Source organism: Streptomyces sp. KL109B (genome assembly GCF_030766935.1).
In the GTDB taxonomy this organism is placed as follows: domain Bacteria; phylum Actinomycetota; class Actinomycetes; order Streptomycetales; family Streptomycetaceae; genus Streptomyces.
The window spans coordinates 288822-313674 of sequence record NZ_JASERL010000010.1 but is presented as its reverse complement, the minus strand read 5'-3'; the positions used below and the strand labels follow the sequence as shown (position 1 = coordinate 313674).

The 24853-nt window shown below is 70.4% G+C and carries 20 protein-coding genes; 12 read left to right on the top strand and 8 right to left on the bottom strand.

From position 1 onward, the window contains the following. Nucleotides 1-26 precede the first annotated feature (26 nt). Nucleotides 27-3008 (bottom strand): AfsR/SARP family transcriptional regulator, encoded by a 2982-nt coding sequence (locus RBJ65_RS30515; RefSeq protein WP_306322975.1) that lies wholly within the window; start codon nt 3006-3008, stop codon nt 27-29. Nucleotides 3009-3256: 248 nt separating this feature from the next. Between RBJ65_RS30515 and RBJ65_RS30510 the strand changes: the two genes are divergently transcribed. Beyond that, the gene (locus tag RBJ65_RS30510) at nt 3257-4534 is read left to right on the top strand and encodes an amidohydrolase family protein (RefSeq protein ID WP_306322976.1); all 1278 of its coding nucleotides are present in this window, start codon (nt 3257-3259) and stop codon (nt 4532-4534) included. A 72-nt stretch (nt 4535-4606) separates the two neighbouring features. On the opposite strand, the gene RBJ65_RS30505 is transcribed toward RBJ65_RS30510, so the two are convergent. The 3 genes from RBJ65_RS30505 to RBJ65_RS30495 are packed head-to-tail and all read right to left on the bottom strand — an operon-like array spanning nt 4607 to nt 5419. Further along, nucleotides 4607-4999 (bottom strand): type II toxin-antitoxin system death-on-curing family toxin, encoded by a 393-nt coding sequence (locus RBJ65_RS30505; protein ID WP_306322977.1) that lies wholly within the window; start codon nt 4997-4999, stop codon nt 4607-4609. After that, nucleotides 4996-5190 (bottom strand): hypothetical protein, encoded by a 195-nt coding sequence (locus tag RBJ65_RS30500; protein WP_306322978.1) that lies wholly within the window; start codon nt 5188-5190, stop codon nt 4996-4998. The genes RBJ65_RS30505 and RBJ65_RS30500 overlap by 4 nt, the downstream gene beginning before the upstream one ends. 40 nt (nt 5191-5230) lie before the next feature. Further along, on the bottom strand, nt 5231-5419 hold the full coding sequence (locus tag RBJ65_RS30495; RefSeq protein WP_306322979.1) for a ribbon-helix-helix protein, CopG family: 189 nt from the start codon (nt 5417-5419) through the stop codon (nt 5231-5233). 198 nt (nt 5420-5617) lie between these two features. Here RBJ65_RS30495 and RBJ65_RS30490 point away from each other — a divergent pair, with 198 nt between their 5' ends. The 8 genes from RBJ65_RS30490 to RBJ65_RS30455 all read left to right on the top strand — a co-directional run bounded on the left by RBJ65_RS30490 (nt 5618) and on the right by RBJ65_RS30455 (nt 16882). Continuing rightward, a complete protein-coding gene (locus RBJ65_RS30490) occupies nt 5618-6550 on the top strand; it encodes an LLM class F420-dependent oxidoreductase (RefSeq protein WP_306322980.1) in 933 nt (310 codons plus the stop codon). A gap of 34 nt (nt 6551-6584) precedes the next feature. Continuing rightward, nucleotides 6585-7373: an SDR family NAD(P)-dependent oxidoreductase gene (locus RBJ65_RS30485; protein ID WP_306322981.1), complete on the top strand. Its 789-nt coding sequence runs from the start codon at nt 6585-6587 to the stop codon at nt 7371-7373. Between the two features lie 108 nt (nt 7374-7481). Further along, nucleotides 7482-8600, top strand: a complete 1119-nt coding sequence (locus RBJ65_RS30480; protein WP_306322982.1) for an LLM class flavin-dependent oxidoreductase — start codon at nt 7482-7484, stop codon at nt 8598-8600. 284 nt (nt 8601-8884) lie between these two features. Continuing rightward, nucleotides 8885-10624 (top strand): amidohydrolase family protein, encoded by a 1740-nt coding sequence (locus RBJ65_RS30475; protein WP_306322983.1) that lies wholly within the window; start codon nt 8885-8887, stop codon nt 10622-10624. A gap of 219 nt (nt 10625-10843) precedes the next feature. Beyond that, nucleotides 10844-12307 (top strand): aldehyde dehydrogenase family protein, encoded by a 1464-nt coding sequence (locus RBJ65_RS30470; protein ID WP_306322984.1) that lies wholly within the window; start codon nt 10844-10846, stop codon nt 12305-12307. Nucleotides 12308-12473: 166 nt separating this feature from the next. Further along, the gene (locus tag RBJ65_RS30465; protein ID WP_306322985.1) at nt 12474-14069 is read left to right on the top strand and encodes a serine/threonine-protein kinase; all 1596 of its coding nucleotides are present in this window, start codon (nt 12474-12476) and stop codon (nt 14067-14069) included. Nucleotides 14070-14306: 237 nt separating this feature from the next. Then, on the top strand, nt 14307-15863 hold the full coding sequence (locus tag RBJ65_RS30460; protein ID WP_306322986.1) for an APC family permease: 1557 nt from the start codon (nt 14307-14309) through the stop codon (nt 15861-15863). An 83-nt stretch (nt 15864-15946) separates the two neighbouring features. Then, nucleotides 15947-16882 (top strand): hypothetical protein, encoded by a 936-nt coding sequence (locus RBJ65_RS30455; RefSeq protein WP_306322987.1) that lies wholly within the window; start codon nt 15947-15949, stop codon nt 16880-16882. A 264-nt stretch (nt 16883-17146) separates the two neighbouring features. Here the strand turns inward: RBJ65_RS30455 and RBJ65_RS30450 are convergent, their stop codons facing one another. Beyond that, entirely contained in the window at nt 17147-18655 is a 1509-nt protein-coding gene (locus RBJ65_RS30450) for a CehA/McbA family metallohydrolase (protein ID WP_306322988.1), read from the bottom strand. A gap of 128 nt (nt 18656-18783) precedes the next feature. Between RBJ65_RS30450 and RBJ65_RS30445 the strand changes: the two genes are divergently transcribed. Then, nucleotides 18784-21399: a bifunctional FO biosynthesis protein CofGH gene (locus tag RBJ65_RS30445; RefSeq protein WP_306322989.1), complete on the top strand. Its 2616-nt coding sequence runs from the start codon at nt 18784-18786 to the stop codon at nt 21397-21399. A 19-nt stretch (nt 21400-21418) separates the two neighbouring features. Here RBJ65_RS30445 and RBJ65_RS30440 read toward each other — a convergent pair whose 3' ends face one another. Beyond that, nucleotides 21419-22978 carry an FG-GAP and VCBS repeat-containing protein gene (locus RBJ65_RS30440; protein ID WP_306322990.1) on the bottom strand — a complete coding sequence of 520 codons (1560 nt, stop codon included), beginning with the start codon at nt 22976-22978 and terminating at the stop codon, nt 21419-21421. Between the two features lie 135 nt (nt 22979-23113). Between RBJ65_RS30440 and RBJ65_RS30435 the strand changes: the two genes are divergently transcribed. Both RBJ65_RS30435 and RBJ65_RS30430 read left to right on the top strand, forming a co-directional pair. After that, nucleotides 23114-23380, top strand: a complete 267-nt coding sequence (locus tag RBJ65_RS30435) for a hypothetical protein (RefSeq protein ID WP_306322991.1) — start codon at nt 23114-23116, stop codon at nt 23378-23380. 24 nt (nt 23381-23404) lie between these two features. Next, nucleotides 23405-23719 carry a helix-turn-helix transcriptional regulator gene (locus tag RBJ65_RS30430; protein ID WP_306322992.1) on the top strand — a complete coding sequence of 105 codons (315 nt, stop codon included), beginning with the start codon at nt 23405-23407 and terminating at the stop codon, nt 23717-23719. Nucleotides 23720-23722: 3 nt separating this feature from the next. Here RBJ65_RS30430 and RBJ65_RS30425 read toward each other — a convergent pair whose 3' ends face one another. After that, the gene (locus RBJ65_RS30425; protein ID WP_306322993.1) at nt 23723-23923 is read right to left on the bottom strand and encodes a DUF397 domain-containing protein; all 201 of its coding nucleotides are present in this window, start codon (nt 23921-23923) and stop codon (nt 23723-23725) included. Continuing rightward, nucleotides 23920-24741 (bottom strand): helix-turn-helix transcriptional regulator, encoded by an 822-nt coding sequence (locus RBJ65_RS30420; protein ID WP_306322994.1) that lies wholly within the window; start codon nt 24739-24741, stop codon nt 23920-23922. The genes RBJ65_RS30425 and RBJ65_RS30420 overlap by 4 nt, the downstream gene beginning before the upstream one ends. Between the last annotated feature and the right edge of the window lie 112 nt (nt 24742-24853).

Below are 24853 nucleotides of genomic sequence, written 5' to 3'. Positions count from 1 at the left end.
AACGATGAACGTGGCGGCGCGGCAGGTCAGGCGGTCAGTGGGGTGAGGAGGCCGCGTACTTCGCCCGCCTCGTCGGAGCCGAGGCGTTCGTAGATCGAGAGGGCTTCCTCCCAGCAGGCCCGCGCGCGGTCCGGCTGGCCCATGCGGTGCAGCGCCCTGCCGAGGACGGTGAGGACGGTGCCGCGCCGCCACTCGCCGCCGATGCCCCGCAGGGCGATCGCCTGTTCTGCGTGGCTCGCCGCGAGGGTCGGACGGGCGGCCGCCAGGTGCACTTCGGCGATCCGGAAGTGGGTGACGCCCTCCCAGAGCGGCTGGCGGTTGTCGTGGAACAGGCCGAGCGCCCCGGTCAGTTGCTCCAGGGCCTCGCCGAACCGCTCGGCCTTGGTGAGCGCGATGCCCAGCGCGTAGCGGCCGTTCGCGAGGCGGAGCGTCAGACCCATGTGGTCGTAGATGTCGATGCCCTGCTGGGCGAGCTCGATGGCGCTGGAGACACGGCCCATCGCCAGGTGGATGCGGGAGAGGTTGCAGCGGGCGCTGGCCTCGCCCACGGCGTTGCCGTCCGCGCGGAAGTTGGCGATGGCCTGTTCCAGGTACTGCTCGCCGTCCGCGTGCCGGTTCTGGTAAATGGCGATGATGCCGCGGTCGTTGGGCGCCCAGCAGCTCGGCAGCGGGTCGCCCGCCTCGGTGGCGAGTTGGGTGGCGAGCCGGGCCTGTTCGTCGGCCTCCGTGAAGCGTCCCGCGACCAGGAGCACGTTCGTGAGCGCGGTACGTGCCCGGGCCTCGGCCCGTACGTCCTTCGTCTCCTGGGCGGCGTCCCGCACGGCCTGCGCGGCGACTTCGTAGGCGCGGGAGTTGGCCCCGGACTCCGCGAGGTCCTTCGCCGCCCAGAGCAGGTCGACGGAGCGCGTCAGACGCGCCTCGTCCACGGACTGCCGTACGCAGGCCATCAGGCAGTTCGCCTCGGCGTAGAGCCAGTCCTGGGCTTCGCGCGAGCGGTGGAAGGTGAGGCCCGGGTACCGGGTCGGCTCCAGGTGGTCCACCAGCCGGTCGCCGGGACGCTCGATCGCGTAGACCTCCGCCGCCGTCGCCAGGTAGAAGTCGAGGAGCCGCGACAGCGCCGCCTCCTGATCCTGGGCCGGCTCGTCCCGCTCCGCGCACGCACGCGCGTAGAGCCGGACCAGATCGTGGTACCGGTACCGGCCCGGAGCGGCTGATTCCAGTAGTGATGTGTCGACCAGGGATTCCAGCAGGTCCTCGGCGTCCTCGGCTCCCAGGTCCAGCAGGGCCGCTGCCGCCGCGAGCGAGATGTCCGGGCCGTCCGCGAGGCCAAGGAGCCGGAACGCCCGCGCCTGCGGCGCGTCCAGCGCCCCGTAGCCCAGCTCGAACGTGGCCTTCACCGCCAGGTCGCCGGCCTGCAGTTCGTCCAGCCTGCGCCGTCCGTCCGCCAGCTTCGCCGCGAGGACCGAGACCGTCCACGTACGGCGGGCGGCGAGCCGGGACGCCGCGATGCGGATGGCCAACGGCAGGAAGCCGCAGGCCGCGACCACGTCGAGGGCCGCCTTCCGCTCCGCCGTCACCCGTTCCTCGCCGACGATCCGCGTGAACAGCAGCAGCGCCTCGTCGGGGGACATCACGTCCAGGTCCACGAGGTGGGCCCCGACGAGGTCCACCATCCGCACCCGCCCCGTGATCAGCGCGGCGCAGCCCTCCGTGCCCGGCAGCAGCGGCCTGACCTGGGCGGCGTCCCGCGCGTTGTCGAGGAGGACGAGGACGCGGCGGCCGTCCAGGGTCGAGCGGAAGAGCGCCGCCCGCTCCTCAAGGGAGTCCGGGATCGCCGAGTCCGTCGTGCCCAGCGCCCTCAGGAACGCGCCGAGCACGGCCTCCGGCTCCGCGGCTCGCGCACCCGCGCCCTGCAGGTCCACGTACAACTGGCCGTCGGGGAACGAGGCCCGGGCCCGGTGCGCCACGTGCACGGCCAGCGTCGTCTTCCCCACGCCGCCGATGCCGGCCACCGCGGACACCGCCATCAGCGCGCCCGCGCCCGACTCCGACGAGGCGGCGGCGAGGGTTTCGCTCAGTTCCGTGACGAAGGTGGCGCGGCCCGTGAAGTCCGGGACGGTCGCCGGGAGTTGGGCGGGCCGGAGCGGCGTCGACACGGGCTCCGCCGACTGCGCCGAGGGCTCGGAGAGGGCCGGGTCGGCCTGGAGGATGCGCTGCTGGAGCTCCGAGAGGCCGGGGCGCGGGTCCACGCCGAGCTCGTCGGCGAGCAGGCGGCGGGTGTCCGCGTAGACGGCGAGGGCCTCCGCCTGGCGGCCCGAGCGGTAGAGGGCCAGCATGAGCAGCTCGCGCAGCCGCTCGCGGAGGGGGTGGTCCGCGGTCAGGGCCGTGAGGTCGGAGATGGCCTCCGCGTGGCAGCCCTGCTCCAGGTCCATGTCGAGGCGGGTTTCGAGGAGTTGCAGGCGCCACTCCTCCAGGCGGACGCGCTCCGTCTCGGCGTGCGGTCCGGGGACGTGGGCGAGCGGTTCGCCGTCCCAGAGGCCGAGCGCCTTGTTCACCAGGGTGCGGGCCTGGCACAGGTCGCCGGACTGCCGGGCCTGCTCGGCGTCCGCGACCAGCTCCTCGGCCGCGCCCAGGTCCAGCGCGTCGGGCCGCGCCATCCGCAGCGCGTAACCGCCCGCCTCGGTCTCCAGGACGCCGGGTCCGAGGATCTTGCGCAGCCGTGAGGCGTACGTGCGGATCGCGGCCAGCGCCTGGGACGGCGACTCCTCGCCCCATACGGCGTCGATGAGTTCGGCCGCCGTCGCCGTGCGCCCCTGGCGCAGCAGGAGGGCGGCGAGGAGGGCGCGCTGCTGCGGGGAGCCGGTGGAGAGGGGCTCTCCGCCGCGCCAGGCGCGGACCGGGCCGAGGACGCTGAAGCGCAGGTCGGAGGCGGGGGCCGGGGCGGTGTCCGGGACGTCTTCGGACGGAGCGGCGCGCCGCTGCTCCGGTACCCGCGGTCCACCGACCATCTTCGCTGCTCCCTGCCGCCGCATCGCACGCATCGCCACACGTCATTCTGTCGCGCTGTCCAACCGGCGCGCCGTGGTGTGCACGCAACTCAAAGACAACTCCCGACAGTTTGCCTTGTTCCTGGCGGAAACGTCAGCCGTGGACGACACCCATCACAGACACCTCACGCGTGGACCATCGGCGGCCAACGGCAACCACTGGGCCACCACTAGCTGACGGTTCGTCAGATCGGCGCTACCGTGAGCCCATGGAGAACACGGAGACCACGGCAACAGAAAGCACCCGCGACGCACAAAGCCTCCTGGAACCGGGAGAGTTCCCGCTCATCATCTCCGTCGACGACCACACCGTGGAGCCGCCGAACGTCTGGTCCGACCGGTTGCCGAAGAAGTACCGCGACACCGGACCGCGCATCGTCCGCGCCCCGCTGAAGGAAATGACCTTCCTGGGCGGGAAGTTCGCGCCGGTCATGGGCGCTCCCGGCGACGACGGGCCGATCGGCGACTGGTGGGTCTACGAGGACCTGCACCGGCCGCTGACCCGCCTGGACACGGCCGTCGGCTACGACCGGGACGAGATCAAGCTGGAAGTCATCACGTACGAGCAGATGCGGCCCGGGTCGTTCAGCGTGCCCGAGCGGCTCGCCGACATGGACGTCAACCACGTCCAGTCCGCGCTCTGCTTCCCCACCTTCCCGCGCTTCTGCGGGCAGACGTTCACCGAGGCCAAGGACCGTGAGCTCGGGCTGCTCGGCGTGCAGGCGTACAACGACTGGATGGTGGAGGAGTGGTGCGGGCCCGAGGCGCAGGGCCGGCTCATACCGCTCACTCTCGTGCCGCTGTGGGACGCGGAGTTGGCGGCGGCGGAGGTGCGGCGCAATGCCGCGCGCGGGGTGCGGGCGGTCGCCTTCTCGGAGATCCCGCCGCACCTGGGCCTGCCGTCGATCCACGGCGACGAGTGGGACCCGTTCCTCGCGGCGTGCGCGGAGACCGGGACGGTCATCGCGATGCACATCGGCTCCAGCAGCAAGATGCCTTCTACGTCGCCGGACGCGCCGCCAGCCGTCGGCTCGACGATCACGTTCGCCAACTGCTGCTTCTCGATGGTGGATTGGCTGATGAGCGGCAAGTTCGAGCGGTTCCCCAACCTGAAGATCATGTACGCGGAGGGGCAGATCGGCTGGATCCCGTACATCCTGGAGCGGGCTGACGTGGTCTGGGAGGAGAACCGCGGCTGGGGCGGCGTCGCCGACAAGGTCCGCAAGCCGCCGTCGGAGTACTTCGCCGACCACGTCTTCGGCTGCTTCTTCGACGACGCGTTCGGCCTGAAGAACCTCGACTCCATCGGGGTGGCCAACGTCCTGTACGAGACGGACTACCCGCACTCGGACTCGACGTGGCCGAAGTCGAAGGAGGTCGGCGAGGCGCAGATGGGGCACCTGGACGCGGAGGTCGTGGACCGGCTGGTGCGCGGCAACGCGATCGACCTGCTGGGGCTCGGCGCGGACGGGTGCTGGAGGCCCTGAGGGAGAGGCGGGGCCCGGAGTCGCGCGGCTCCCGCCCGCTGTCCTGTGGCGGCGGGCGGGGCCGGCAGTGGTTCAGTGGTTCAGCGGGAACCAGAGGGCGAGCCGTTTGGCGATCGTGGCGACGCCGATGTCGCCGACCGCGACGTCTTCGACGAACGGTCCGGCGACGGTGGCAGCCGGGACCGCGGCGTCGGGCGCGAGGCCGTTGAAGCGCAGGAAGACGCGGCAGCACAGCCACGCGGTGCGCTCGTTGCCGTCGACGAGGGCGTGATTGCGGGCGAGGGACTGGAGCAGCGCCGCCGCCTTCTCGTGCACCGAGGGGTAGACCTCGGTGCCGAAGACGTCGGTCCGGGGGCGCTCCACGGCGGACACGAGGAGACCGATGTCACGGACCGCGTGCTCGCTGCCCGTCACGCCCCGTACGACGAGCAGTACCTCGTCGAGCTGCAGATACCGGACGGTCACTTGAGGTGGTCCAGGATCTCCCGGTCGGACTCCATGAGCTCGGCGAGAACGTCTTCCGCCTTCAGCTCGGCGCGTGCGTTGGCCTCGGCGATCGCCTCTATGGCGAGTTCCTGCTTGCTGCGCTTCTCCCGCTCGGCGCGCTCGGTGAGGCGGGCGTCGATGTCGGCGGGGAGGCGGAGGGTCATAGCCATGCATGCATGATACCGGGGTGGTATCACGCATGCATGGGGCCTACTCCCCGGCCCCGGAGGGTCGGGCGGGAGGGGGAAGCGGTTCGGTCCAGGTTCTTCGGGTGAGGGCGGCCCTGTGGACGGCTTGGCGAATGATCTCGGACACCGAGGTGCCTTCACGGGTGGCGGCTTCTTCGATCACCCGAAGATCCTCCGCGTCGACGTGCACGGTGGTGCGCTTGAGCGTCATGCCACGCATGGTGTCGCGTGCGGCGCTCCGCTTCCAGTCGCGCGCCCCCGTCGCCGGTTCCTGTCTCGGCTCCGGGGTTACGCCGAGGTCGGGAACCCGGTCTGTGACCACCCTTGCCTGACGGGGCGTCAGCCGTGAGGATGTTCGTCGTCCGCAAGATGTGACGCACCGTCAGATCCGTGATCGGCAGGGGGCCTCATGGCATCGCTCGCGTACGGCATGCAGCTACCGGTCCAGTCCCAGAGCACCGTCTACGCCGAGCCGTGGGAAGCGGGTGCGGGTGCGGCGGATCTCGCCGAGATCGCTCGCACCGCCGACCGGAGCGGCTTCGACTACATCGCGAGCTGCGACCACGTCGCCATCCCGCACCGCCTCGCCGACGCCATGTCGACGACCTGGTACGACCCCGTGGCCACGCTCGCGTTCCTGGCCGGGGTCACCGAGCGGGTGCGGCTGCTGAGCCACGTCGCGATCGTCGGCCTTCGGCACCCGCTCGTCACCGCCAAGCAGTACGCGACCCTCGACCACCTCAGCGGCGGGCGGCTCGTGCTCGGGGTGGGGGCCGGGCACGTACAGGAGGAGTTCGCGGCGCTCGGGGTGGACTTCGCGCGGCGCGGGGCGGTGCTGGATGAAAGCGTCGACGCGTTGAAGGCGGCGCTGGGGCCGGAGGAATTCCCGGTCCACAAAGGGGAGTTGTTCTCGTTCGAAGGGCTCGGGCAGCGGCCCAGGCCCGCCCAGACGCGCGTGCCCATCTGGGTCGGCGGCTCCTCCGCCCCCGCCGTGCGCCGCGCCGCGCTCAAGGGCGACGGGTGGCTGCCGCAGGGCGACCCGCGCGACCGGCTTCCGGGGCAGATCGAGAAGTTGCGGCGGCTGCGCGCCGAGGCCGGGGTGGAGGCGCCGCTCACCGTGGGCGCCATCACCGAGCCGCTGTACGTGGGCGTGCCGGGCTGGGAGGTCGGGCGGCGCACCCTGACCGGGGCCGGGGAGGCCATCGCCGAGTCGCTGCGGGCGTACGCCGCGATGGGCGTGCAGCAGATCCAGATCCGGTTCCGCAGCCGGACGCGTACCGAACTCACCGATCAGATGGCGGCCTTCGCCGCCGAAGTCGCTCCGCACCTGAGTGATCAGTGATCTCAACTGAAGGCAATCAGAAGGGGTTTGACGCATGGGAAAGCTCGATGGACGTGTCGTCCTCATCACCGGTGCGGCGCGCGGGCAGGGCGAGCAGGAGGCGCGGCTGTTCGCCTCGGAGGGCGCCAAGATCGTCGTCGCCGACGTGCTCGACGACCAGGGCGAGGCCGTCGCCAAGGACCTCGGCAACGGCAACGCCGTCTACGTACACCTCGACGTGAGCAAGGAGGAGGACTGGGTCGCCGCCGTCCGCTCCGCGAAGGGCGCCTTCGGGAAGATCGATGGGCTCGTCAACAACGCGGGGATCCTGCGGTTCAATGAGCTCGTTTCGACGCCGCTCGAAGAGTTTCAGCAGGTCGTGCAGGTGAATCAGGTCGGGGCGTTCCTCGGGATCAAGACCGTCGCGCCCGAGATCGGGGCCGCCGGCGGTGGCTCGATCGTGAACACCTCCTCGTACACGGGGGTCACCGGCATGTCGTACGTCGGTGCCTACGCCGCCACCAAGCACGCCATCGTCGGGCTCACGCGCGTCGCCGCCATGGAGTTGGCCGGGCAGAAGATCCGGGTCAACGCGGTCTGTCCGGGGGCCATCGACACCGCCATGAGCAACCCGTCCCAGCTCGACCCGGAGGCGAACACCGAGGAGGCCGCGCAGGCCCTCGGCGAGCTGTACCAGAAGCTCGTGCCGCTCGGCCGGGTCGGAAAGCCGGAGGAGGTCGCGCGGCTCGCGCTCTTCCTCACCGCCGAGGAGGACTCGGCGTACATCACCGGGCAGCCGTTCGTCGTGGACGGCGGATGGCTCGCCGGCGTCAGTGTGCTCTGAGAACGTAGCTGACGATGCGTCAGGTATTGACGCCTCCGGCGCACGGTGGAACAGTCGACACATCCAATCTGACGCATCGTCAGAAACTGACGAGGACGGTGAACCTCCTTGGAATTCGGGCTCTTTGTACAGGGATACTTGGGCAAGAAGGCGCTGACCGACCCCACGGCCGAGCACCGAGCGCTCATGAACGAGACCGAGTACGTCATCCAGGCGGACAAGTCCGGCTTCAAGTACGCCTGGGCGTCCGAGCACCACTTCCTGGAGGAGTACTCGCACCTTTCCGCGAACGACGTGTTCCTCGGGTACCTGGCGCACGCGACCGACCGGATTCACCTGGGGTCCGGCATCTTCAATCCGCTGGCACCGGTCAACCACCCCGTGAAGGTCGCGGAGAAGGTGGCCATGCTCGACCACCTCAGCGAGGGGCGGTTCGAGTTCGGCAGCGGGCGGGGAGCGGGTAGCCACGAGATTCTTGGGTTCATGCCGGGTGTGACCGACATGAACTACACCAAGGAGATCTGGGAAGAGACCATCCGCGAGTTCCCGAAGATGTGGCTCCAGGACGAGTACGTCGGGTTCAAGGGCAAGCACTGGGAGCTGCCGCCCCGCAAGGTGCTGCCGAAGCCGTACGGGAAGTCGCACCCCGGCATGTGGTACGCGGCCGGGTCCCCGCCCTCGTACGCGATGGCGGCGAAGAAGGGGCTCGGTGTTCTCGGGTTCAGCGTGCAGAAGGTCTCCGACATGGAGTGGGTGCTTGAGCAGTACAAGACGGCTATTCAGGACCCGGATCCGATCGGGGACTTCGTCAACGACAACGTCATGGTGACGTCCACCGCCATCTGTGCGGAGACGCATGACAAGGCCGTGGAGATCGCCGTGAACGGCGGGCTCAACTATCTGCAGTCGCTGCTGTTCCGGTACCACGACACGTTCCCGCGGCCGGAGGGGATTCCGGAGTGGCCGGAGATCCTGCCGGAGTACTCGGCGGAGATCATCGAGCTGCTCATCGCGGAGGAGCTGATGATCTGTGGTGACCCGGACGAGGTGTTGCAGCAGTGCAAGCGGTGGGAGCAGGCAGGGGCGGACCAGTTGTCGTTCGGGCTGCCGATCGGGGTGTCGCATGAGGACACGCTCAACTCGATCAAGCTGATCGGGGAGCACGTGATTCCGAAGATCGATACGGATCCGGTGCATCGGACGACCCGGTTCCGGTCGGCTGCGTAGTCCTCGCGGACCGGCCCCGGCTTCCCCTCCCGGACGGAGGTCGGGGCCCTTCGGGCGGTGCGGGTGGCGGGGTTGCGGTCGCGGGGCGCTGCCCCGGGCCCCGCGCCTCAATCGCCGGCGGGGCTGGAAAAGATCGGGGCTCTGCCCCGGGCCCCGCTGCTCAATCGCCGCAGGGGCTTGATGGTGCGGACTCGGGCTTGATGGTGCGGACTCGGGCTTGATGGTGCGGACTCGGGCTTGATGGTGCGCGGCTGAGAACCAGATGTGAAGGGAGACGGACTCGTATGCTCGACCACCTCATCAAGGGCGCCACCGTCGTTGACGGGACCGGTGCGCCCTCCTATACAGCCGATGTCGGGATTCGGGACGGGCGGATCGCCGTGGTCGCGGAGGCCGGGCAGGTCGCCGAGGAGGCCCGGAGTACCGAGGACGCGACCGGGCTCGTGCTCGCGCCCGGGTTCGTCGATCCGCATACGCACTACGACGCCCAGCTGTTCTGGGACCCGTACGCCACGCCCTCGCTCAATCACGGCGTGACGACGGTCGCGGGCGGCAACTGCGGGTTCACGCTCGCGCCGTTGAATCCCGCGCGGCCGGGGGACGCCGACTACACGCGGCGGATGATGTCCAAGGTGGAGGGGATGTCCCTCGTGGCCCTGGAGGAGGGGGCTCCTTGGACGTGGAATTCGTTCGGGGACTACCTCGGGGCGCTCGACGGGCGGATCGCGGTCAACGCCGGGTTCATGGTGGGGCACTGTGCGCTGCGCCGGTATGTGATGGGGGCCGATGCCGTCGGTGGGCAGCCGACAGCCGAGCAACTCGCCCAGATGGTCGGGCTGTTGAAGGACGCCATGGAGGCGGGGGCGTGGGGGCTCTCCACCACGCAGTCGTCCTCGCACTCGGACGGGGACGGCAAGCCCGTCGCCTCGCGGCACGCGAAGCCAGCCGAACTCATCGCGCTCAGCAAGGCTGTTGGCGAGCACGAGGGGACGCAGATCGAGGCCATCGTCGCCGGGTGTCTCGACCAGTTCGCCGATGACGAGATCGACCTGTTCGTCGACATGACCGCTGCCGCCGGGCGGCCGCTCAACTGGAACGTGCTGACCATCGACGCCGCCGTGCCCGAGCGCGTACCGCGGCAGTTGGAGGCGAGTGAGCGGGCCCGGAAGTCCGGCGGGCGGATCGTCGCGCTGACGATGCCGATTCTGACGCCGATGAACATGTCTCTTGGGACGTTCTGCGCGCTCAATCTCATACCCGGGTGGGGTGAGATTCTGGGGCTTCCCGTCGAGGAGCGGATCGCCAAGTTGCGTGATCCCGACACCCGTACCGAGATGCTGCGGCGTGCCGACAGCAAGGAGGCCGGCGTCTTCCGGCGGCTCGCGAACTTCGGGCGGTACGTCATCGGGGACACGTACTCCGAGGCGAACGAGGGGCTCTCCGGGCGGGTCGTCAAGGACATCGCCGCAGAGCGGGGGCAGGAGCCGTTCGAGTGTCTCGTCGAGATCTGCGCCAACGACGGGCTGCGGACCGTTCTTTGGCCGATGCCGACCGATAACGACCCCGACTCGTGGGCGCTGCGCGCCGAGACCTGGGCGCACGAGGACGTCATGCTCGGCGGGTCCGACGCGGGCGCGCACCTGGACCGGATGTGCGGGGCGCCGTACACGACCCGGTTCATCGGGGACTGCCTGCGGGGGCGGAAGCTGATGGGGCTTGAGGCTGCCGTGAAGATGCTGACCGATGACCCCGCGCAGCTCTTCGGGCTGCGGGAGCGCGGGCGGATCCAGGAGGGGTGGCACGCCGACCTCGTCCTGTTCGACCCCGAGACCATCGACGCGGGCAAGGCCACCCTCGTGCACGACCTGCCGGGCGACAGCCCGCGGCTCGACTCCAAGGCCATCGGCATCAACGCCGTGTGGGTCAACGGAGTTGAAGCCATGCGCGGTGATGTCGTGAGCGGCGCCGTGCCCGGCAAGGTGCTGCGGTCCGGGGCCGATACGCGGACGGTGAGCACCAATTGAACCCTCCCCCGTGTGCCCGGGGGATTCCTGGCTCAGGAAGCCTCGCGGGCCGGCGGCCCGCGAGGTCTCACTCCCTCGACACCAGCCGGGACGGAACCTGCCCGGGGTCTTGAGCAATGCTCGTGCGTGCCGTCTTGGTTCTCGATCGGCACGCTGTGCGCGCTTGGTTCTCACAACGCACGACAGGAATCGTACCGAGGCAGCCTTGAAGGGGGCCAAGTGACCACTGGCAGCGGAAAGTTGTTCATCGGAGGCGAGTGGGTCGAGCCGGGCGGTGGGCACTACGACGTCGTCGACCCGGCGAGCGAGACCGTCGTCGGACACGCGCCGGAGGCCTCGCGGCAGCAGGTGTACGACGCCGCGCGCGCGGCCCGTGACGCCTTCGAGCCGTGGTCGCGTACGAAGCCTCAGGAGCGGGCCGCGATCCTCGACCGGGCCGCCGACCTCATGCAGCGGGACTTCGTCGCCAACGCCGAGCTCGCGCAGGCGGAGAGCGGGGCGACGACCGGGACCGCGCGCGGCATGCAGGTCGCGGTCGGCGTCTCGCGGTTCCGGCGGTACGCGAAGGGGGCCCTTGAGCCCGTCGAGGAGGCGCTGCCGCCGCAGATCAACGAGGCCGGGCCGATGGGGAAGGCGGGCGTGATGGGAGCCGTCGCCGTGCGGCAGCCCGTCGGCGTCGTCACCTGCATCACCTCGTACAACAATCCGTGGGCCAACCCGGCGGGCAAGGTGGCGCCCGCGCTCGCGATGGGCAACACGGTCGTCGTGAAACCCGCGCCGCAGGACCCGCTGTCCGTGTTCCGGATGGCGGCCGCCCTGGAGGAGGCGGGGGCGCCGGCCGGTGTCGTGAATGTCGTGAGCGGGGCGGAGGTGGGTGTGGGTGAGGCCGCCGTCGAGTCGGCGGATGTCGACATGGTCAGCTTCACCGGGTCCACCGCCGTCGGTCAGCGCATCGGCGAGGTGTGCGGCCGGTCCATGAAGCGGCAGTTGATGGAGCTGGGCGGCAAGGGCGCCGCCGTCGTCCTCGACGATGCCGACCTCGATTCGGCCGTCGCCGGGATCGGGACGACGTACGCCTTCTACAGCGGACAGATCTGCACCGCCCCGACGCGCGCCCTCGTGCACCGCTCCGTCTACGACGAGTTCGTCGCCAAGCTCACCGCGTACATCGGCTACATGAAGGTCGGCGACCCGAGGGAGAAGGGGACCGTCGTCGGGCCCGTCATCTCGGGCGCGCACCGGGAACGGGTCGAGTCGTACGTGGAGTTGGGGCGCAAGGAGGGGGCGACGGTCGTCGCGGGCGGCGAGCGGCCTACCTTCGAGAAGGGGTTCTACGTCGCGCCCACGCTGCTCGCCGACTGCACCAACGACATGCGGGTCGTCCGCGAGGAGATCTTCGGGCCTGTCGTCGCCGTGGTGCCGTTCGACGGCGACGAGGACGAGGCGGTCGCCCTCGCCAACGACTCCGACTACGGGCTCATCGACTACGTGTGGTCGGGGGACGTCGCGCGGGCGTTCCGCGTCGCGCGGCGGCTGCGGGCCGGCGGGGTCGGCGTGAACGGGATCGGGCGGAACATGGAGGCGCCGTTCGGTGGCTTCAAGAAGAGCGGGGTGGGCCGGGACGTCGGCTCGTACGCGCTGCACGCGTACAGCGAGTGGCAGTCGATCGTCTGGCCCGGGTAGGGCGGGCCCTGGTGCCATCCGCACCGTGCGCACCAGGCGTACCACGGAACCCTCGGACCGCATTACTGCGTGTCTACAACTGGGCATGTGAAGATACGCAGTTGTAGGTAGTTGTAGCTAGTTGTAGCTAGTTGTAGGCGGTCACTACGGCGGAACCGGGGGTTCCATGGAGGCGCTGGAGGCGCGGGATCCGCGCACGGTCGGCACGTACCGGGTGCTCGGGCGGATCGGTGAGGGCGGCATGGGGCGGGTCTATCTGGCCCGCAACGTCGGAGGCCGCTCCGTCGCGCTGAAGTTCATCCACGCCGACATGTCGGCGCAGCCGGGCTTCCGGGAGCGCTTCCGGCGCGAGGCGGACGTCGTGCGGCGGGTCGGGGCGCCGGGGACGGTGCCGGTCGTCGACACGGGCCTGGACGAGCGGCACCCCTGGTACGCCTCGGAGTACGTGTCGGGGCCCTCCCTCCAGGACGCGGTCGACCGGTTCGGGCCGCTGCCCGCCGAGTCGCTGTGGCGGCTCGCGGCGGACCTCGCGCAGACCCTGGAGCATGTGCACCGCGCGCGGCTCGTGCACCGGGACCTCAAGCCGTCGAACGTGCTGCTGTCCGCAGACGGGCCGCGCCTCATCGACTTCGGCATCGTGCACGCCGCGCTCGACGCGGGGCTGACCTCGGGGGGTCTCACCTCGACCGGGGTACGGATCGGCACCCCGGCCTACATGTCGCCTGAACAGGCCTTCGGCGAGCAGGTCACCGCCGCCACCGACGTCTTCAGCTTCGGCCTCACGCTCGCCTTCGCCGCCACGGGGGTGCAGCCGCACCGTGGCAGCCTCGACACGCAGCTGCCGGGCGTGGACGCCGAGATGCGGGACCTCATACGGGACTGCCTCGACCAGGACGCGGAGCGGCGGCCGGAAGCGGGGCAGCTCGTCGCGCGGGCGCGCACGCACGACAAGACGAGCGACACGTGGCTGCCCGCGCAGGTCGTCTCGGTGATCGCCCGTACGTCGGGGCAGCTGCTGAACCTGGAGGCGCGGGCGGACACGGTGCTTCAGGGGCAGGGGCAGGGGCAGGGGCAGGGGCAGGGGCCGGTACCGGGGCAGGGTTTCGGCCCGGAGCCGGCGGGCTTCGGGCCCGGATACACGGCGTACGACGGTGGTGGCGGGGTGGCGGGTGGCGCCGCAGGCCCCGGGTTCCACTACGCGGCGACGCAGGGACCGGCGGCAGGGCCCTCGTCCCCGCCGCCGCCCGCGACTCCGCCTTCGGCCCCGTACGGGACGCCGCAGTCGCACTCGCCGTCGACGCCGCCGTCGACGCCGCCGTCGACTCCGCCCTCGTACGGGCAGCCCCAGTACCCGGCGGCGTACGGAGCGACCCGACCGACGGCGGGGCCGTCGTCCCGGCCGTCCTCGGGGCCGCCCCCGCGCGGTACCGCCGTGCGGCACGACGGTGGTCCCGGGCTGCCGGGGCGGCCGATGCTCGGGCTGCTGTGGCTGGTGCCGACGGTGATCGCCGCGGTGCTGCAGCTGCCCGGCCTGTGGGGGGTGATCGACACCGCCGCCTCCGTCGTGCTGATCTGCCAGGCGGTCGTGTTGTCCCGGCGGGGCGGCAGCGACCGCGAGTACATGCTGTTCTGGGTCGGGCTCGGGGCCGCGTGCGTGATCGCCCTCTGCATCTCGCAGAACCTGCTGACGCCGTTCCTCACGCTGGGAACGCTCTCCTTGTTCTACGCGGTGCCCACGGCGGTAGGGCGTTTCCGTACGTGAGGCTGTTTCCGTACGTGACGCAATAGGCACGGGAAAATTTTGAATCGGGCGAAACCGGACCCGGCTTCGATTACCGAATATCGGACGCCGGGCGATTCACCTTGCGTTCTGTCAGTAGACTGAACCACCGGCCTGGGATGCACGGGGTGTCCGTCCCAATTGTCCATGGATTGACAGCCGTTGCGGTCGTGACAAAACCCGCCAGATGTGGAAACCGCAGGATTTAACGTCCTGTTCATGACTCAGTTGGACGCAGGGCCCTCGACGGAGCGGGCCGCAGACACCTCCCAGAAGGGCGGCGGTAAGGGACTCGGCGGGAATTCCGTCGGACTGCTCGGCAGCGCCGTCATCGGCGTCTCGACCGTCGCCCCCGTCTACTGCCTGACCTCCACGCTCGGCTCCACGGCCGGCGAGGTCGGCCTCCAGATGCCCGCCGTGTTCCTCGCGGGCTTTCTGCCGATGCTGCTGGTCGCCTTCGCGTACCGGGAGCTCAACAAGGTCATGCCGGACTGCGGCACGTCCTTCACGTGGACCGTGAAGGCGTTCGGGCCGCGCGTCGGGTGGATGTGCGGCTGGGGCCTGGTGATCGCGACGATCATCGTGCTGTCGAACCTCGCCGGGGTCGCGACCTCGTACTTCTGGCTGCTGGCCGGCGAGATCACCAACAGCACGTCGGTGGCGGGCCTGGACGACAACAAGGCCGTCCACATCGTCACGTGCCTCGTCCTCATCGCGGCCGCGACGGCGATCAGCTATCGCGGCATGACCGCGACGAAGGGCGTGCAGTACACACTGGTCGGACTCCAGTTGGTGGTGCTCGCCGTCTTCGTCGTGATGGCGGTGACGAAGGCGGGCTCCGCCGACTTCGCCGCGACCTCGGTGGACTTCTCGTGGTCGTGGCTGAACCCGTTCTCGGTGCAGTCCTTCGGCGCGTTCACGGCGGGCCTGTCCCTCTCGATCTTCATGTACTGGGGCTGGGACACCTGCCTGACGGCCAACGAGGAGACGATCGGCAGCGACAAGACCCCGGGCCGCGCAGCCCTCATCGCGATGGTGGTCCTGGTCGGCTCGTACCTGGCCACGGGCGTGGCGGCGCAGATGGTCGTCGGCTCGGGCGACAAGGGCCTCGGCCTCGCCAACCCGGAGACCTCCGACAACGTCTTCGCCGCGCTGGCCGGTCCCGTGATGGGCCCGACGCTCGGCATCCTGCTCTTCATCGCCGTCCTCGCCTCGGCGGCGGCCAGCCTCCAGACGACGTTCATCCCGGTCGCCCGCACGGTCCTCGCCATGTCGACGTACGAGGCGCTCCCGGCGTCGTACGCGCGCGTGCACCCGAAGTTCCGCACGCCGGGCCGTGCGACGATCACGGCGGGCGTCGCCACGGCCGTCTTCTACACGGTCATGACGCTGGTCTCCGAGCACGTCCTCGTCGACACGATCTACGCGCTCGGCCTCATGATCTGCTTCTACTACGCCCTGACGGCGTTCGCCTGCGCCTGGTACTTCCGCGCCGAACTGTTCTCCTCCGCCCGGGACTTCGCCTTCAAGGGTCTCTTCCCGGTCCTCGGCGGCGTCCTCCTGTCGGCCGTCTTCATCAAGACCCTCGTCGACATGTGGAACCCGGCGTACGGCAGTGGCTCCTCGGTCCTCGGCGTCGGCTCGGTCTTCGTGATCGGCGTCGGCCTGCTGCTCGTCGGCGTCGTGATCATGCTGGTGATGGGGCGGCGCAGCCCGGCGTTCTTCCGGGGCGAGGTGCTGAACCGGGAGACGGAGGTCTTGGTGGTGGCGGAGTAGGCGGCGAGGCGCTGCTCACCCGTAAGGGTGGGCCGGAAGCATATGCCGGAGGCTGACCTGGCGGTGCCGCTAGCTTCGCCGTCATGGTCAGTTCATCCCACGAAGCGATGCACCGGATCTTCCAGAAGGACCCCGGTGTGTTCGGGCGTACCTTCCGGAGGCTGGGGATCGAGTTCCCCGAGCCGGTGGGCACGGCGCTCCTGCCCACCGATCTGACGGAGCTGGAACCCTTGGAGCGGCGCGTCGACACGCTGCTGCGCATGGAGGCCGCCGACGGCGCCGACTATCTGGTGGCGTTCGAGTCGCAGAGCGCCCGCAAGGCGGACAAGCCCGCGAACTGGTGCTACTACGCGGCGCATCTGCACGCCAAGTACCGGTTGCCCGTCCAACTCGTCGTCACCTGCCAGGACGAGGCGACGGCCCGCTGGGCGTCGGGCCCCTTCAAGGTCGGGCTCGATGTCTGGCCGCTGATCACCATGCGTCCACTGGTTCTCGGACCGCACAACGTACCGGTGGTGACATCCGAGGCAGACGCCGTGCGTGACGTTCCCTTCGCCGTGTTCTCCGCCCTCACGCACGCCAAGGACCCGTGCATTGCTGACATACTGGAACGGCTGGCTGCCGGTCTGAAGGCCGTCGACGAGGAGACCGCGACGTTCTTCACGGAGTTCACCGAACTGGGGCTGGGCAAGTTCCCGGCCGCCGACATCTGGAGGCAACTGATGAGCATCCCCCTCTCCTACTTCCGGTCCGAGACGTCGATGAAGCTGCGAGCCGAAGGCCGGGAGGAAGGCCGGGAGGAAGGCCGCGAGGAGGGGCAGGCAAAGGCGCGCAGGGAGGACGTCCTGCGCATCCTCGACCGCCGTGGCATCGAGGTCCCGGACCCGGCGCGTGAGCGGATCGCGGCCACTACGGACCTGGCGGAACTGGACGTCTGGTTCGACCGCGCACTCGTCGTCGGCAACGCCGAGGACATGTTCGTCGCTGAGCGGCGACCGGAGCGCTCAGAAGGGCCCTAGCTCCACGGATCCAGCGCGAGCTTCCCTGTCGTCTCGCCGGCCTCCAGGGCGTGCAGGAGCTCCGGGCCCGCCGACAAGGGGTGGCCCTCGTCCTCGTACTACCGCAAGGACCGCGCACTGGCGCCACTGGGCCGCGCCGCTTCGCCGATCTTCATGAGTCGAGCAACTGTCTTGTGGTGACCGTGTATTCCTCGCCCGGGTGGCCGGGCTCATGCCGCGAGTATACGTCGCGTATACGCGGGCTGCCCGGGTGCGGGCCGCCGCTCATTCCCCCAGGAAGACCGGGTTCGTGAACGCCGCCAGTGCCCCCGGCAGGCCGGTCGTCGTCGGGGTGTGGCGGATCTCCGCGCGGACGTACGCCGCGTAGGACGCCGTCGTGTGCCAGGTCGCCGAGGTGGCTCCGGCGGGTGACGTGAAGAGGGTGCCCTGGTCCGTCACGAGGTGGAGGGTGCAGTCGGTGGGGGCCTTGGCCTTCAGGGTGATCGTGACCGGGGTGTCGGGGGAGACCGGGAGGCGGTCGCCGATGCCCGCCACCTCGCCCTTGCCGCCGGTCGCGGTGAGGGCGACCTCGACGGACGAGGACTCCGCCACGTACGAGTGGCCCGACCTGATGCCGGCCTGGATGGCTTCCCGGGTGAGGTCGTCCGCCAGGACCACCGTCTGCGGCAGGCCCACGCGGTCCGGGTCGCGGTGGGCGTCGCTGTTGCCCATCGCCGGGAGCCACCCCGTACGGCCCTTTGAACGGGCGTACGCGACGAGGGTGTTGTCCCACTCCGCCAGGGACACCTCGTCGTCAGGCGTGTACGGGCCGTTCCACACCTCGACCGCGTCCGCCTCGCCGAATCCGAACTTCCAGCCGCAGCCGATGCACGTCGCGTGCGGATGCGCCGGGACGACCAGGCCGCCCGCGCGGCGGACCTGCTGCGCGTACTTGGCCCAGCGGTTGTCGCGGGCCCGGTAGCGCCAGTCGACGAAGGTGCCGGGGTCCGTGCCGAGGGCGACCACGTGGCCGTTGCGGGTGGTGATCTCCTCGCCGATCAGGACGAGGAGGTCGTCGCCCGCCACGTCCGACCAATGGGCGTGCGCGGCGTGGGTGTTGTGGTCGGAGGTGTTGATGAAGTCGAGACCGGCGGCCCGGGCCAGTGCGCCGATCTCCGCGGGGGTGCGGCGGCCGTCCGAGTACCAGGAGTGCAGGTGGCAGTCGCCCCGGTACCAGGCGCGGCCCCGGCCGCGGGCCCGCTCCGGCGGGTACACCGGCTTCGGTGTCTCGCCGGGCGCCCCGTGCGTCAGCGTCACCGTCACCTCGTACGGCAGGCCCTCCGGCGCCACCGTGTACGGGCCGAGCGCGATGTTCCAGGTGCCGGGGCGGACCGGGCCGGGGATGTAGCCGGGGGTCGCGTCGTCGGCGCGGACGAAGAACTCGGTGCGGGCACCGCCCGACCAGCCGCGGAAGCCGGCGCCGCCGAGCGCCGTGCCGCGTTCGTCGAAGAGGCCGATGTCGAGGGCGTTGTTCTGGGTGCCGGAGGGGAGTCCCGTGGCCTTCGTGTACGTGTAGGAGACGCGGAACTCCCGTACCCCGGACGGGACCTCGACCGGCAGGTACACGTAGTCCGGCGCGCCGGGCGGCAGCGTGCCCTTGAGCGTCTTCGTCGACGTCGAGCCGTCGGCGGCGCTGGCGAAGCTCATGGTGCTGAGCGTAAGCGCGGAGGCGGCGCCCGTCACGAGCAGCGCTCGTCTGCCCATTCCGTTGTGGTGTTCGGCGTCAGTGCACATGCGGCGGCTCCCCAGAGGTGGCTGGTGGTACGCGTGCAACCCTTGTATTGAGCCGTGAACTCCGCCGCAAGGGAAGGGCACCGACAGGCGCCCTCGAAGTGTCCGGATGGCGCTCGTATGCTCGGTTCATGAGTGATCAGGACGCCGTAACGCAGCCGACGCCGCAGCCCCCGAAGGCCGACCGTCCCACCGCCAACGCGATGCGCCGCGCACTGAAACGGGCCAGAGACGGTGTGGCGTTGGACGTGTCGGAGGCCGCCGTGCTGCTCCAGGCGCGCGGCGACGACCTGGCCGATCTCACCGCGTCCGCCGCCCGCGTGCGCGACGCGGGCCTTGAGGCGGCGGGTCGGCCGGGTGTCATCACGTACAGCAAGAGCGTGTTCATTCCGCTGACCCGGCTGTGCCGGGACAAGTGCCACTACTGCACGTTCGTGACCGTCCCCGGCAAGCTGCGCCGCGAGGGCCACGGGATGTTCATGTCCCCGGACGAGGTGCTCGACGTCGCGCGCAAGGGCGCCGAACTCGGTTGCAAGGAAGCCCTCATCACGCTCGGCGACAAGCCGGAGGACCGGTGGCCCGAGGCCCGCGAGTGGCTGGACGCGCACGGCTACGACGACACCATCGCCTACGTACGCGCCATATCCATCCGGATCCTTGAGGAGACGGGACTCCTCCCGCACCTCAACCCGGGTGTCCTTTCCTGGACCGACTTCCAGCGGCTGAAGCCCGTCGCGCCGTCCATGGGCATGATGCTGGAGACCACCGCCGAGCGCCTCTGGTCCGAGCCCGGCATGCCGCACTACGGCTCCCCGGACAAGGAACCGGCCGTACGGCTACGGGTGTTGGAGGACGCGGGCCGCTCGTCCGTCCCCTTCACCAGCGGCCTGCTCATCGGGATCGGCGAGACGTACGAAGAGCGCGCGGAATCGCTCTTCGCGCTGCGCCGCACCGCCCGCTCGTACCACGCGATCCAGGAACTCATCATCCAGAACTTCCGCGCCAAGCCGGACACGGCGATGCGCGGCATGCCCGACGCCGAACTCGACGACCTCGTCGCGACCGTGGCCGTCGCCCGCCACATCATGGGCCCGGCCGGGAACATCCAGGCCCCGCCGAACCTCGTCGACGGCGAGTACGCGCGCCTCATCGCGGCCGGCATCGACGACTGGGGCGGCGTCTCCCCGGTGACCATCGACCACGTGAACCCCGAGAAGCCGTGGCCGAAGCTGGAGGAGCTGGCCGCGCAGTCCGCGGACGTCGGCTTCGAGCTGCGTGAACGGCTGTGCGTCTACCCGGAGTTCGTGACGCGCGGCGAGCCGTGGCTCGACCCGCGCCTGCTGCCGCACGTCCAGGCCCTCGCGGACGCCGACACCGGGCTCGCGATCGCCGACGCCCCGGTCGTGGGCCGCCCCTGGCAGGAGCCCGACGAGGAGTTCACCGCCTCCGGCCGCACCGACCTGCACCGCACCATCGACACCGAGGGCCGTACGAAGGACCGCCGCGACGACTTCGACGTCGTGTACGGCGACTGGGAGGCGCTGCGCGAGCAGGCCGCGCCCGGCATGGAACCGTCACGCATCGACGCCGACGTGCGCGGCGCGCTGTCGGTGGCCGCCGACGACCCGACGAAGCTCACGGACGACGAGGCCCTCGCCCTCCTGCACGCCGAAGGCCCCGCCCTCGACGCGCTGTGCGGCATAGCGGACGACATCCGAAAGTCGGTGGTCGGCGACGACGTCACGTACATCGTCACGCGGAACATCAACTTCACGAACGTCTGCTACACCGGCTGCCGCTTCTGCGCCTTCGCCCAGCGCCGCACGGACGCCGACGCGTACACCCTGTCGCTCGACCAGGTCGCCGACCGGGCCCAACAGGCGTGGGAAGTCGGGGCAGTTGAGGTCTGCATGCAGGGCGGCATCCACCCGGACCTGCCCGGCACGGCCTACTTCGACATCGCGAAGACGGTGAAGGAGCGAGTTCCGGGGATGCACGTCCACGCGTTCTCGCCGATGGAGGTCGTCAACGGAGCGTCCAGGACGGGTCTTTCGATCCGCGAGTGGCTGACGGCGGCGAAGGAGGCCGGCCTCGACTCGATCCCCGGCACGGCGGCGGAGATCCTCGACGACGAGGTCCGCTGGATCCTCACGAAGGGCAAGCTCCCGGCGGCCGACTGGATCGAGGTCATCAAGACGGCGCACGAGCTCGGCATCCGCTCCTCCTCCACGATGATGTACGGGCATGTGGACCAGCCCCGCCACTGGCTGGGGCATCTGAGGACGCTGGCGGGGATCCAGCAGGAGACGGGCGGCTTCACGGAGTTCGTGACGCTCCCGTTCATCCACACCAACGCGCCGGTCTACCTGGCGGGCATCGCGCGCCCAGGACCGACGATGCGCGACAACCGGGCGGTCACGGCCATGGCCCGCGTCCTCCTCCACCCGCACATCCCCAACATCCAGACGAGCTGGGTGAAGCTCGGCACGGAGGGCGCCGCCGAGATGCTGCGCTCCGGGGCCAACGACCTCGGCGGCACGCTCATGGAGGAGACCATCTCCCGTATGGCGGGCTCGTCCTACGGCTCGTACAAGTCGGTGAAGGACCTGATCACGGTCGCCGACACGGCGGGCCGCCCGGCGAAGCCACGGACGACGCTGTACGGGGAGGTGGCCGAGGAGCGGGTGCGTGCGGCGCAGGCGTCGGACGGTCATCTGCCGGAGCTGTTGCCGGTGTTGGAGGACTGAGCGGGCCTGGCTCGGCAGGTCACCGGAAGGCGGCGCCGAATCCGGTCCCCGGGTTCCGCGCCGCCCCCGCCCCCTTCACGGGCGCGAGCAGCGCCTCGGGCCCGAAGGAGAGGCCATCGGGGCGGGCCTCCGGTCCCCGCGCGGTCCCGTCGAGGATCCACACCGCGCCGGAGTCGGGCTCGGCGCCGTCCTCCCCGGGGGCGCCGACGGCGAGGTCCTGGTGCCCGTCCTTGTCGAAGTCGGCGAACCGCACGGCGCCGCCGAACAGGTCCCCGGCCTCGGCGTTCCCGGGCACGCCCGGGCTGTTCTGCGTGAACGTACGCGCGCCCGCCCCGCTCAGCCCCTGCGCCCCGCCCTTCAGCAGCGTCACGGCGCCCCCGCCCGCGGCCCCCGGGACGCCGACGGCGAGGTCCGCGCACCCGTCGTCGTCCACGTCGGCGGCGGCCAGCGCGACGTCGGTGTCCTCTCCCGTGACGCCGGCCGCGCCCGGCACGTCGAGAGTCCGCGCGCCGCTCGGGGCAGCGCTCGTGGACCCCCGCAGGACCTGGATCCGCGGCGGCCCGGTCTCCTCGGCGTCGGCGGCCTTCCCCGACTCCTGCACCGCGAGGTCGCCGACCCCGTCGCAGTCGAAGTCCCCTACGGCGCCAAGGGCGTTGTAGGCGTCCAGGTCCGCGACCTTCGCCGAAAGCCCGTCGGGCCCGCCCTTGAAGAAGTAGTCCTTGTACCGCTCCTCCTCGAAGCCCTGCGCGGTGACGACGTCGTCGTACCGGTCCCCGTTGAGGTCGCCGACGGTGACCGCGCCGGGCCCGGTGGCGTCGCCCCAGTCGCCCCCGCGCACCTCCGTGCTCCCGGCGGGTTTCCCGTCACGCCGGAACGGCCCGCGCAGCACGAACATGCCCTCGCGCCCGTCGTGGCCATGGGCGAGCAGGTCAATGTGGCCGTCCCCGTCGAAGTCGCCTGGGCGCGGGGCGACGGGAGGCAGCAGGATCGGCGAACCGAGGCCGACCCGCGACCCCCACAACACGACGGTCTTCGGGCCGGACCGGGTGTCCCCGTTCCCGTCCAGGGACAGCAGCAGATCGGTGTTCCCGTCGCCGTCCAGATCGGCGGCGGCGCTCTGGCTCCCGAACCCGGTGGCCGCCGCCCCCGTGCCGGTCCGCAGCAGCCGCCCCACCGCGTCGTCCGACGCGGCGCTGAACACCTGTTTCCTGCGCGGCAGTTGAACCCCCTCGGCCCCGCCGTACACCACGGAGACGGAGCCGGTCCCCTTGGCCGCCCCGACATCCGACCCGGCCGCCGGGACGGCGAGGTCGGCGTACCCGTCGCCGTTGAAGTCGGTGACGGGGGGCTTGGCGCGGCCCTTGTCGTCTACGGCGGCTCCGTCGGCGGGGGCGTGGGCTCCTTGGTCGGGGTCGGCGCCGCCGGTGGCCGAGCAGGCGGCCGCCACGGGGAGGAGCAGCAGCGCCGCGACGGCGCACCGATGCCGGGGCCGGGGCCGGGGCCGATACCGGGATCGGGTCCGGGGCAGGCGCATGGGCGGGGCCTCCTGGGCGCGGACGTACGTCGTCGTGGAAGACACGTGAGGGGACGTAACCGTTGTACTCGTGTGCGGGGGCGCTGGACACTGGCGGGGAGACTTGAGGGCTTGGGGTGAGCGCTGGGGATGCGAGGGGATCGGCCTGGCGCGGCAGCGGCCCGACCGCTGTGGAGGGCCGTGCGCCGAGGCGGCGTCAGCGATCTCAACGACCTCGCCCTGGTCGCGGCAGGCCTTGGCGAGTGGTCCCGATTGGACACCCACCTGTCCGAGACCCTGACCGCACCCACCGCCTGGGACGACCTCGCCGACCTCGCGCTCTACTTGCGCTCGATCGCCGCCGCCCCCGGCGCCGACCGCACCCGCCTCGCTCCCCGCATAGCCTGCGTCGAGCAGGCCCGCGACGAACTTCAGGCGCGGTTCGCTGCCGCGTATCCGATGAAGTAGGCCCATGCCAATGGAGGAACTTTCGTGCACCACGTCGAGTGGCAGACCCGCCGCCAGCGCAAGCTCCTGGCCGAGCCGGTGGAGGGGGACGCCGAGTGCGACCGCCTGTACGAGGAAGCGGAACTCGCGCACGATCTCGGCCAGTCGGTCTACGACCGGCGTACCGCCCTCGGGCTCTCGCGGGGCGAGCTCGCTGAACGCTGCGGGATGAGGCAGTCCCAGATCTCCCGGATCGAGGCCGGAGGCACCGTTCCCACTATCCCGCTCCTGAAGCGACTGGCGCGGGCCCTCGACGCCGAGCTGACCATTGAATTCACGCCCCACCACGATGTGACGTGACCTTCAGGTGCGGCGCGTCGCCGCGTAGTCGACGAAGGGGGCCCAGGCCCTTGTGGGGAGGGCGAGTTGGGCGCGGGTCGGCTGCTTTGAGTCGCGTATGTGGACGGTGCCGGGGGATGTGGCGATCTCGACGCAGTCGGAGTCGGGTTCGTTGCTGCTGAAGCTGCTCTTGAACCACTCCAGTGTGGAGTCCGTGCTGCTCATGTCTCTCCCAGCAGTTTCTCGACGAACGCGCGGGATTCTCCGGGACGGAGAGCCTCCGCCCGGATGTTCCCATACTGCATCTCCAGCGACTGCACCTCTTTCGGGGCGGAGAAGAACCGCTTGAGCTGCTGAACTTCCGTATAGCCCAGGGTCGTACCGCTGTTGAGCTTGAACAGGCGGAAGGAGCCGCCGAGGCCCGGGTGGTACTCGGTGCTCGTGGGCATCACCTGGATCGTGATGTTGTGCAACTCATCGATATTCATGAGGTGTTCGAGCTGACGTCGGTGCACCGCTCTCCCGCCGACCGGTCGGCGCAGCGCCACCTCTTCCATGACAAAGCTCATGACGGGGGAGGGGGAGTCGGCATTGATGATTCTCTGCCGCGCCATGCGGGCCGCCACGTCCCGCTCGATGATCTCCTCCGTGAGTACCGGCCGCCGCATCCGATAGATCGCCCGCATGTGCTCCTCGGTCTGAAGGAGCGCGTGAATGTTGTGCGTGTAGTAAGCCCCCATCTCGACGGAATCGGCCTCCACCTTGGCCAAGTTCCGGGTGTTCTTGGGGTACTGAGCCTCCTCCACATCCTTCTTCATCACCACCAGATGCCCACCCGCGCCCAACACCTCATCGGCCCGCTGAAGGAACTCCGGCTTCGGTACCCGCCGCCCCCGCTCCAGCGCTGAGATGGTTTCCTCGCTGTACCCGAGCGTCGCGCCCAACTCCGCCTGGGTGCGTCGGGCGGCCTCCCGCCACAGTTTGATCTGTCGCCCGACCAGCCTCAGCGTCGCAGTGGACTCGTCATCCTCGGTCGTCGTCACAGGTCGGCCACCTCTCGCGCGTACACCCCGGACAGGCCGACGCAACAACCCGGACCATCACGCTCTGTACGGGCGGCGCCCCTGTCCAAGTGGAACACGCGCGACCACGCTG

What these genes read in the sequence shown, in the direction of transcription:
- RBJ65_RS30515 (WP_306322975.1), bottom strand. Translation starts at nt 3,008, where the DNA reads ATGGTCGGTGGACCGCGGGTACCGGAGCAGCGGCGCGCCGCTCCGTCC.
- RBJ65_RS30510 (WP_306322976.1), top strand. Translation starts at nt 3,257, where the DNA reads ATGGAGAACACGGAGACCACGGCAACAGAAAGCACCCGCGACGCACAA.
- RBJ65_RS30500 (WP_306322978.1), bottom strand. Translation starts at nt 5,190, where the DNA reads ATGGCTATGACCCTCCGCCTCCCCGCCGACATCGACGCCCGCCTCACC.
- RBJ65_RS30495 (WP_306322979.1), bottom strand. Translation starts at nt 5,419, where the DNA reads ATGACGCTCAAGCGCACCACCGTGCACGTCGACGCGGAGGATCTTCGG.
- RBJ65_RS30490 (WP_306322980.1), top strand. Translation starts at nt 5,618, where the DNA reads ATGGCATCGCTCGCGTACGGCATGCAGCTACCGGTCCAGTCCCAGAGC.
- RBJ65_RS30485 (WP_306322981.1), top strand. Translation starts at nt 6,585, where the DNA reads ATGGGAAAGCTCGATGGACGTGTCGTCCTCATCACCGGTGCGGCGCGC.
- RBJ65_RS30475 (WP_306322983.1), top strand. Translation starts at nt 8,885, where the DNA reads ATGCTCGACCACCTCATCAAGGGCGCCACCGTCGTTGACGGGACCGGT.
- RBJ65_RS30465 (WP_306322985.1), top strand. Translation starts at nt 12,474, where the DNA reads ATGGAGGCGCTGGAGGCGCGGGATCCGCGCACGGTCGGCACGTACCGG.
- RBJ65_RS30460 (WP_306322986.1), top strand. Translation starts at nt 14,307, where the DNA reads ATGACTCAGTTGGACGCAGGGCCCTCGACGGAGCGGGCCGCAGACACC.
- RBJ65_RS30455 (WP_306322987.1), top strand. Translation starts at nt 15,947, where the DNA reads ATGGTCAGTTCATCCCACGAAGCGATGCACCGGATCTTCCAGAAGGAC.
- RBJ65_RS30450 (WP_306322988.1), bottom strand. Translation starts at nt 18,655, where the DNA reads ATGTGCACTGACGCCGAACACCACAACGGAATGGGCAGACGAGCGCTG.
- RBJ65_RS30445 (WP_306322989.1), top strand. Translation starts at nt 18,784, where the DNA reads ATGAGTGATCAGGACGCCGTAACGCAGCCGACGCCGCAGCCCCCGAAG.
- RBJ65_RS30425 (WP_306322993.1), bottom strand. Translation starts at nt 23,923, where the DNA reads ATGAGCAGCACGGACTCCACACTGGAGTGGTTCAAGAGCAGCTTCAGC.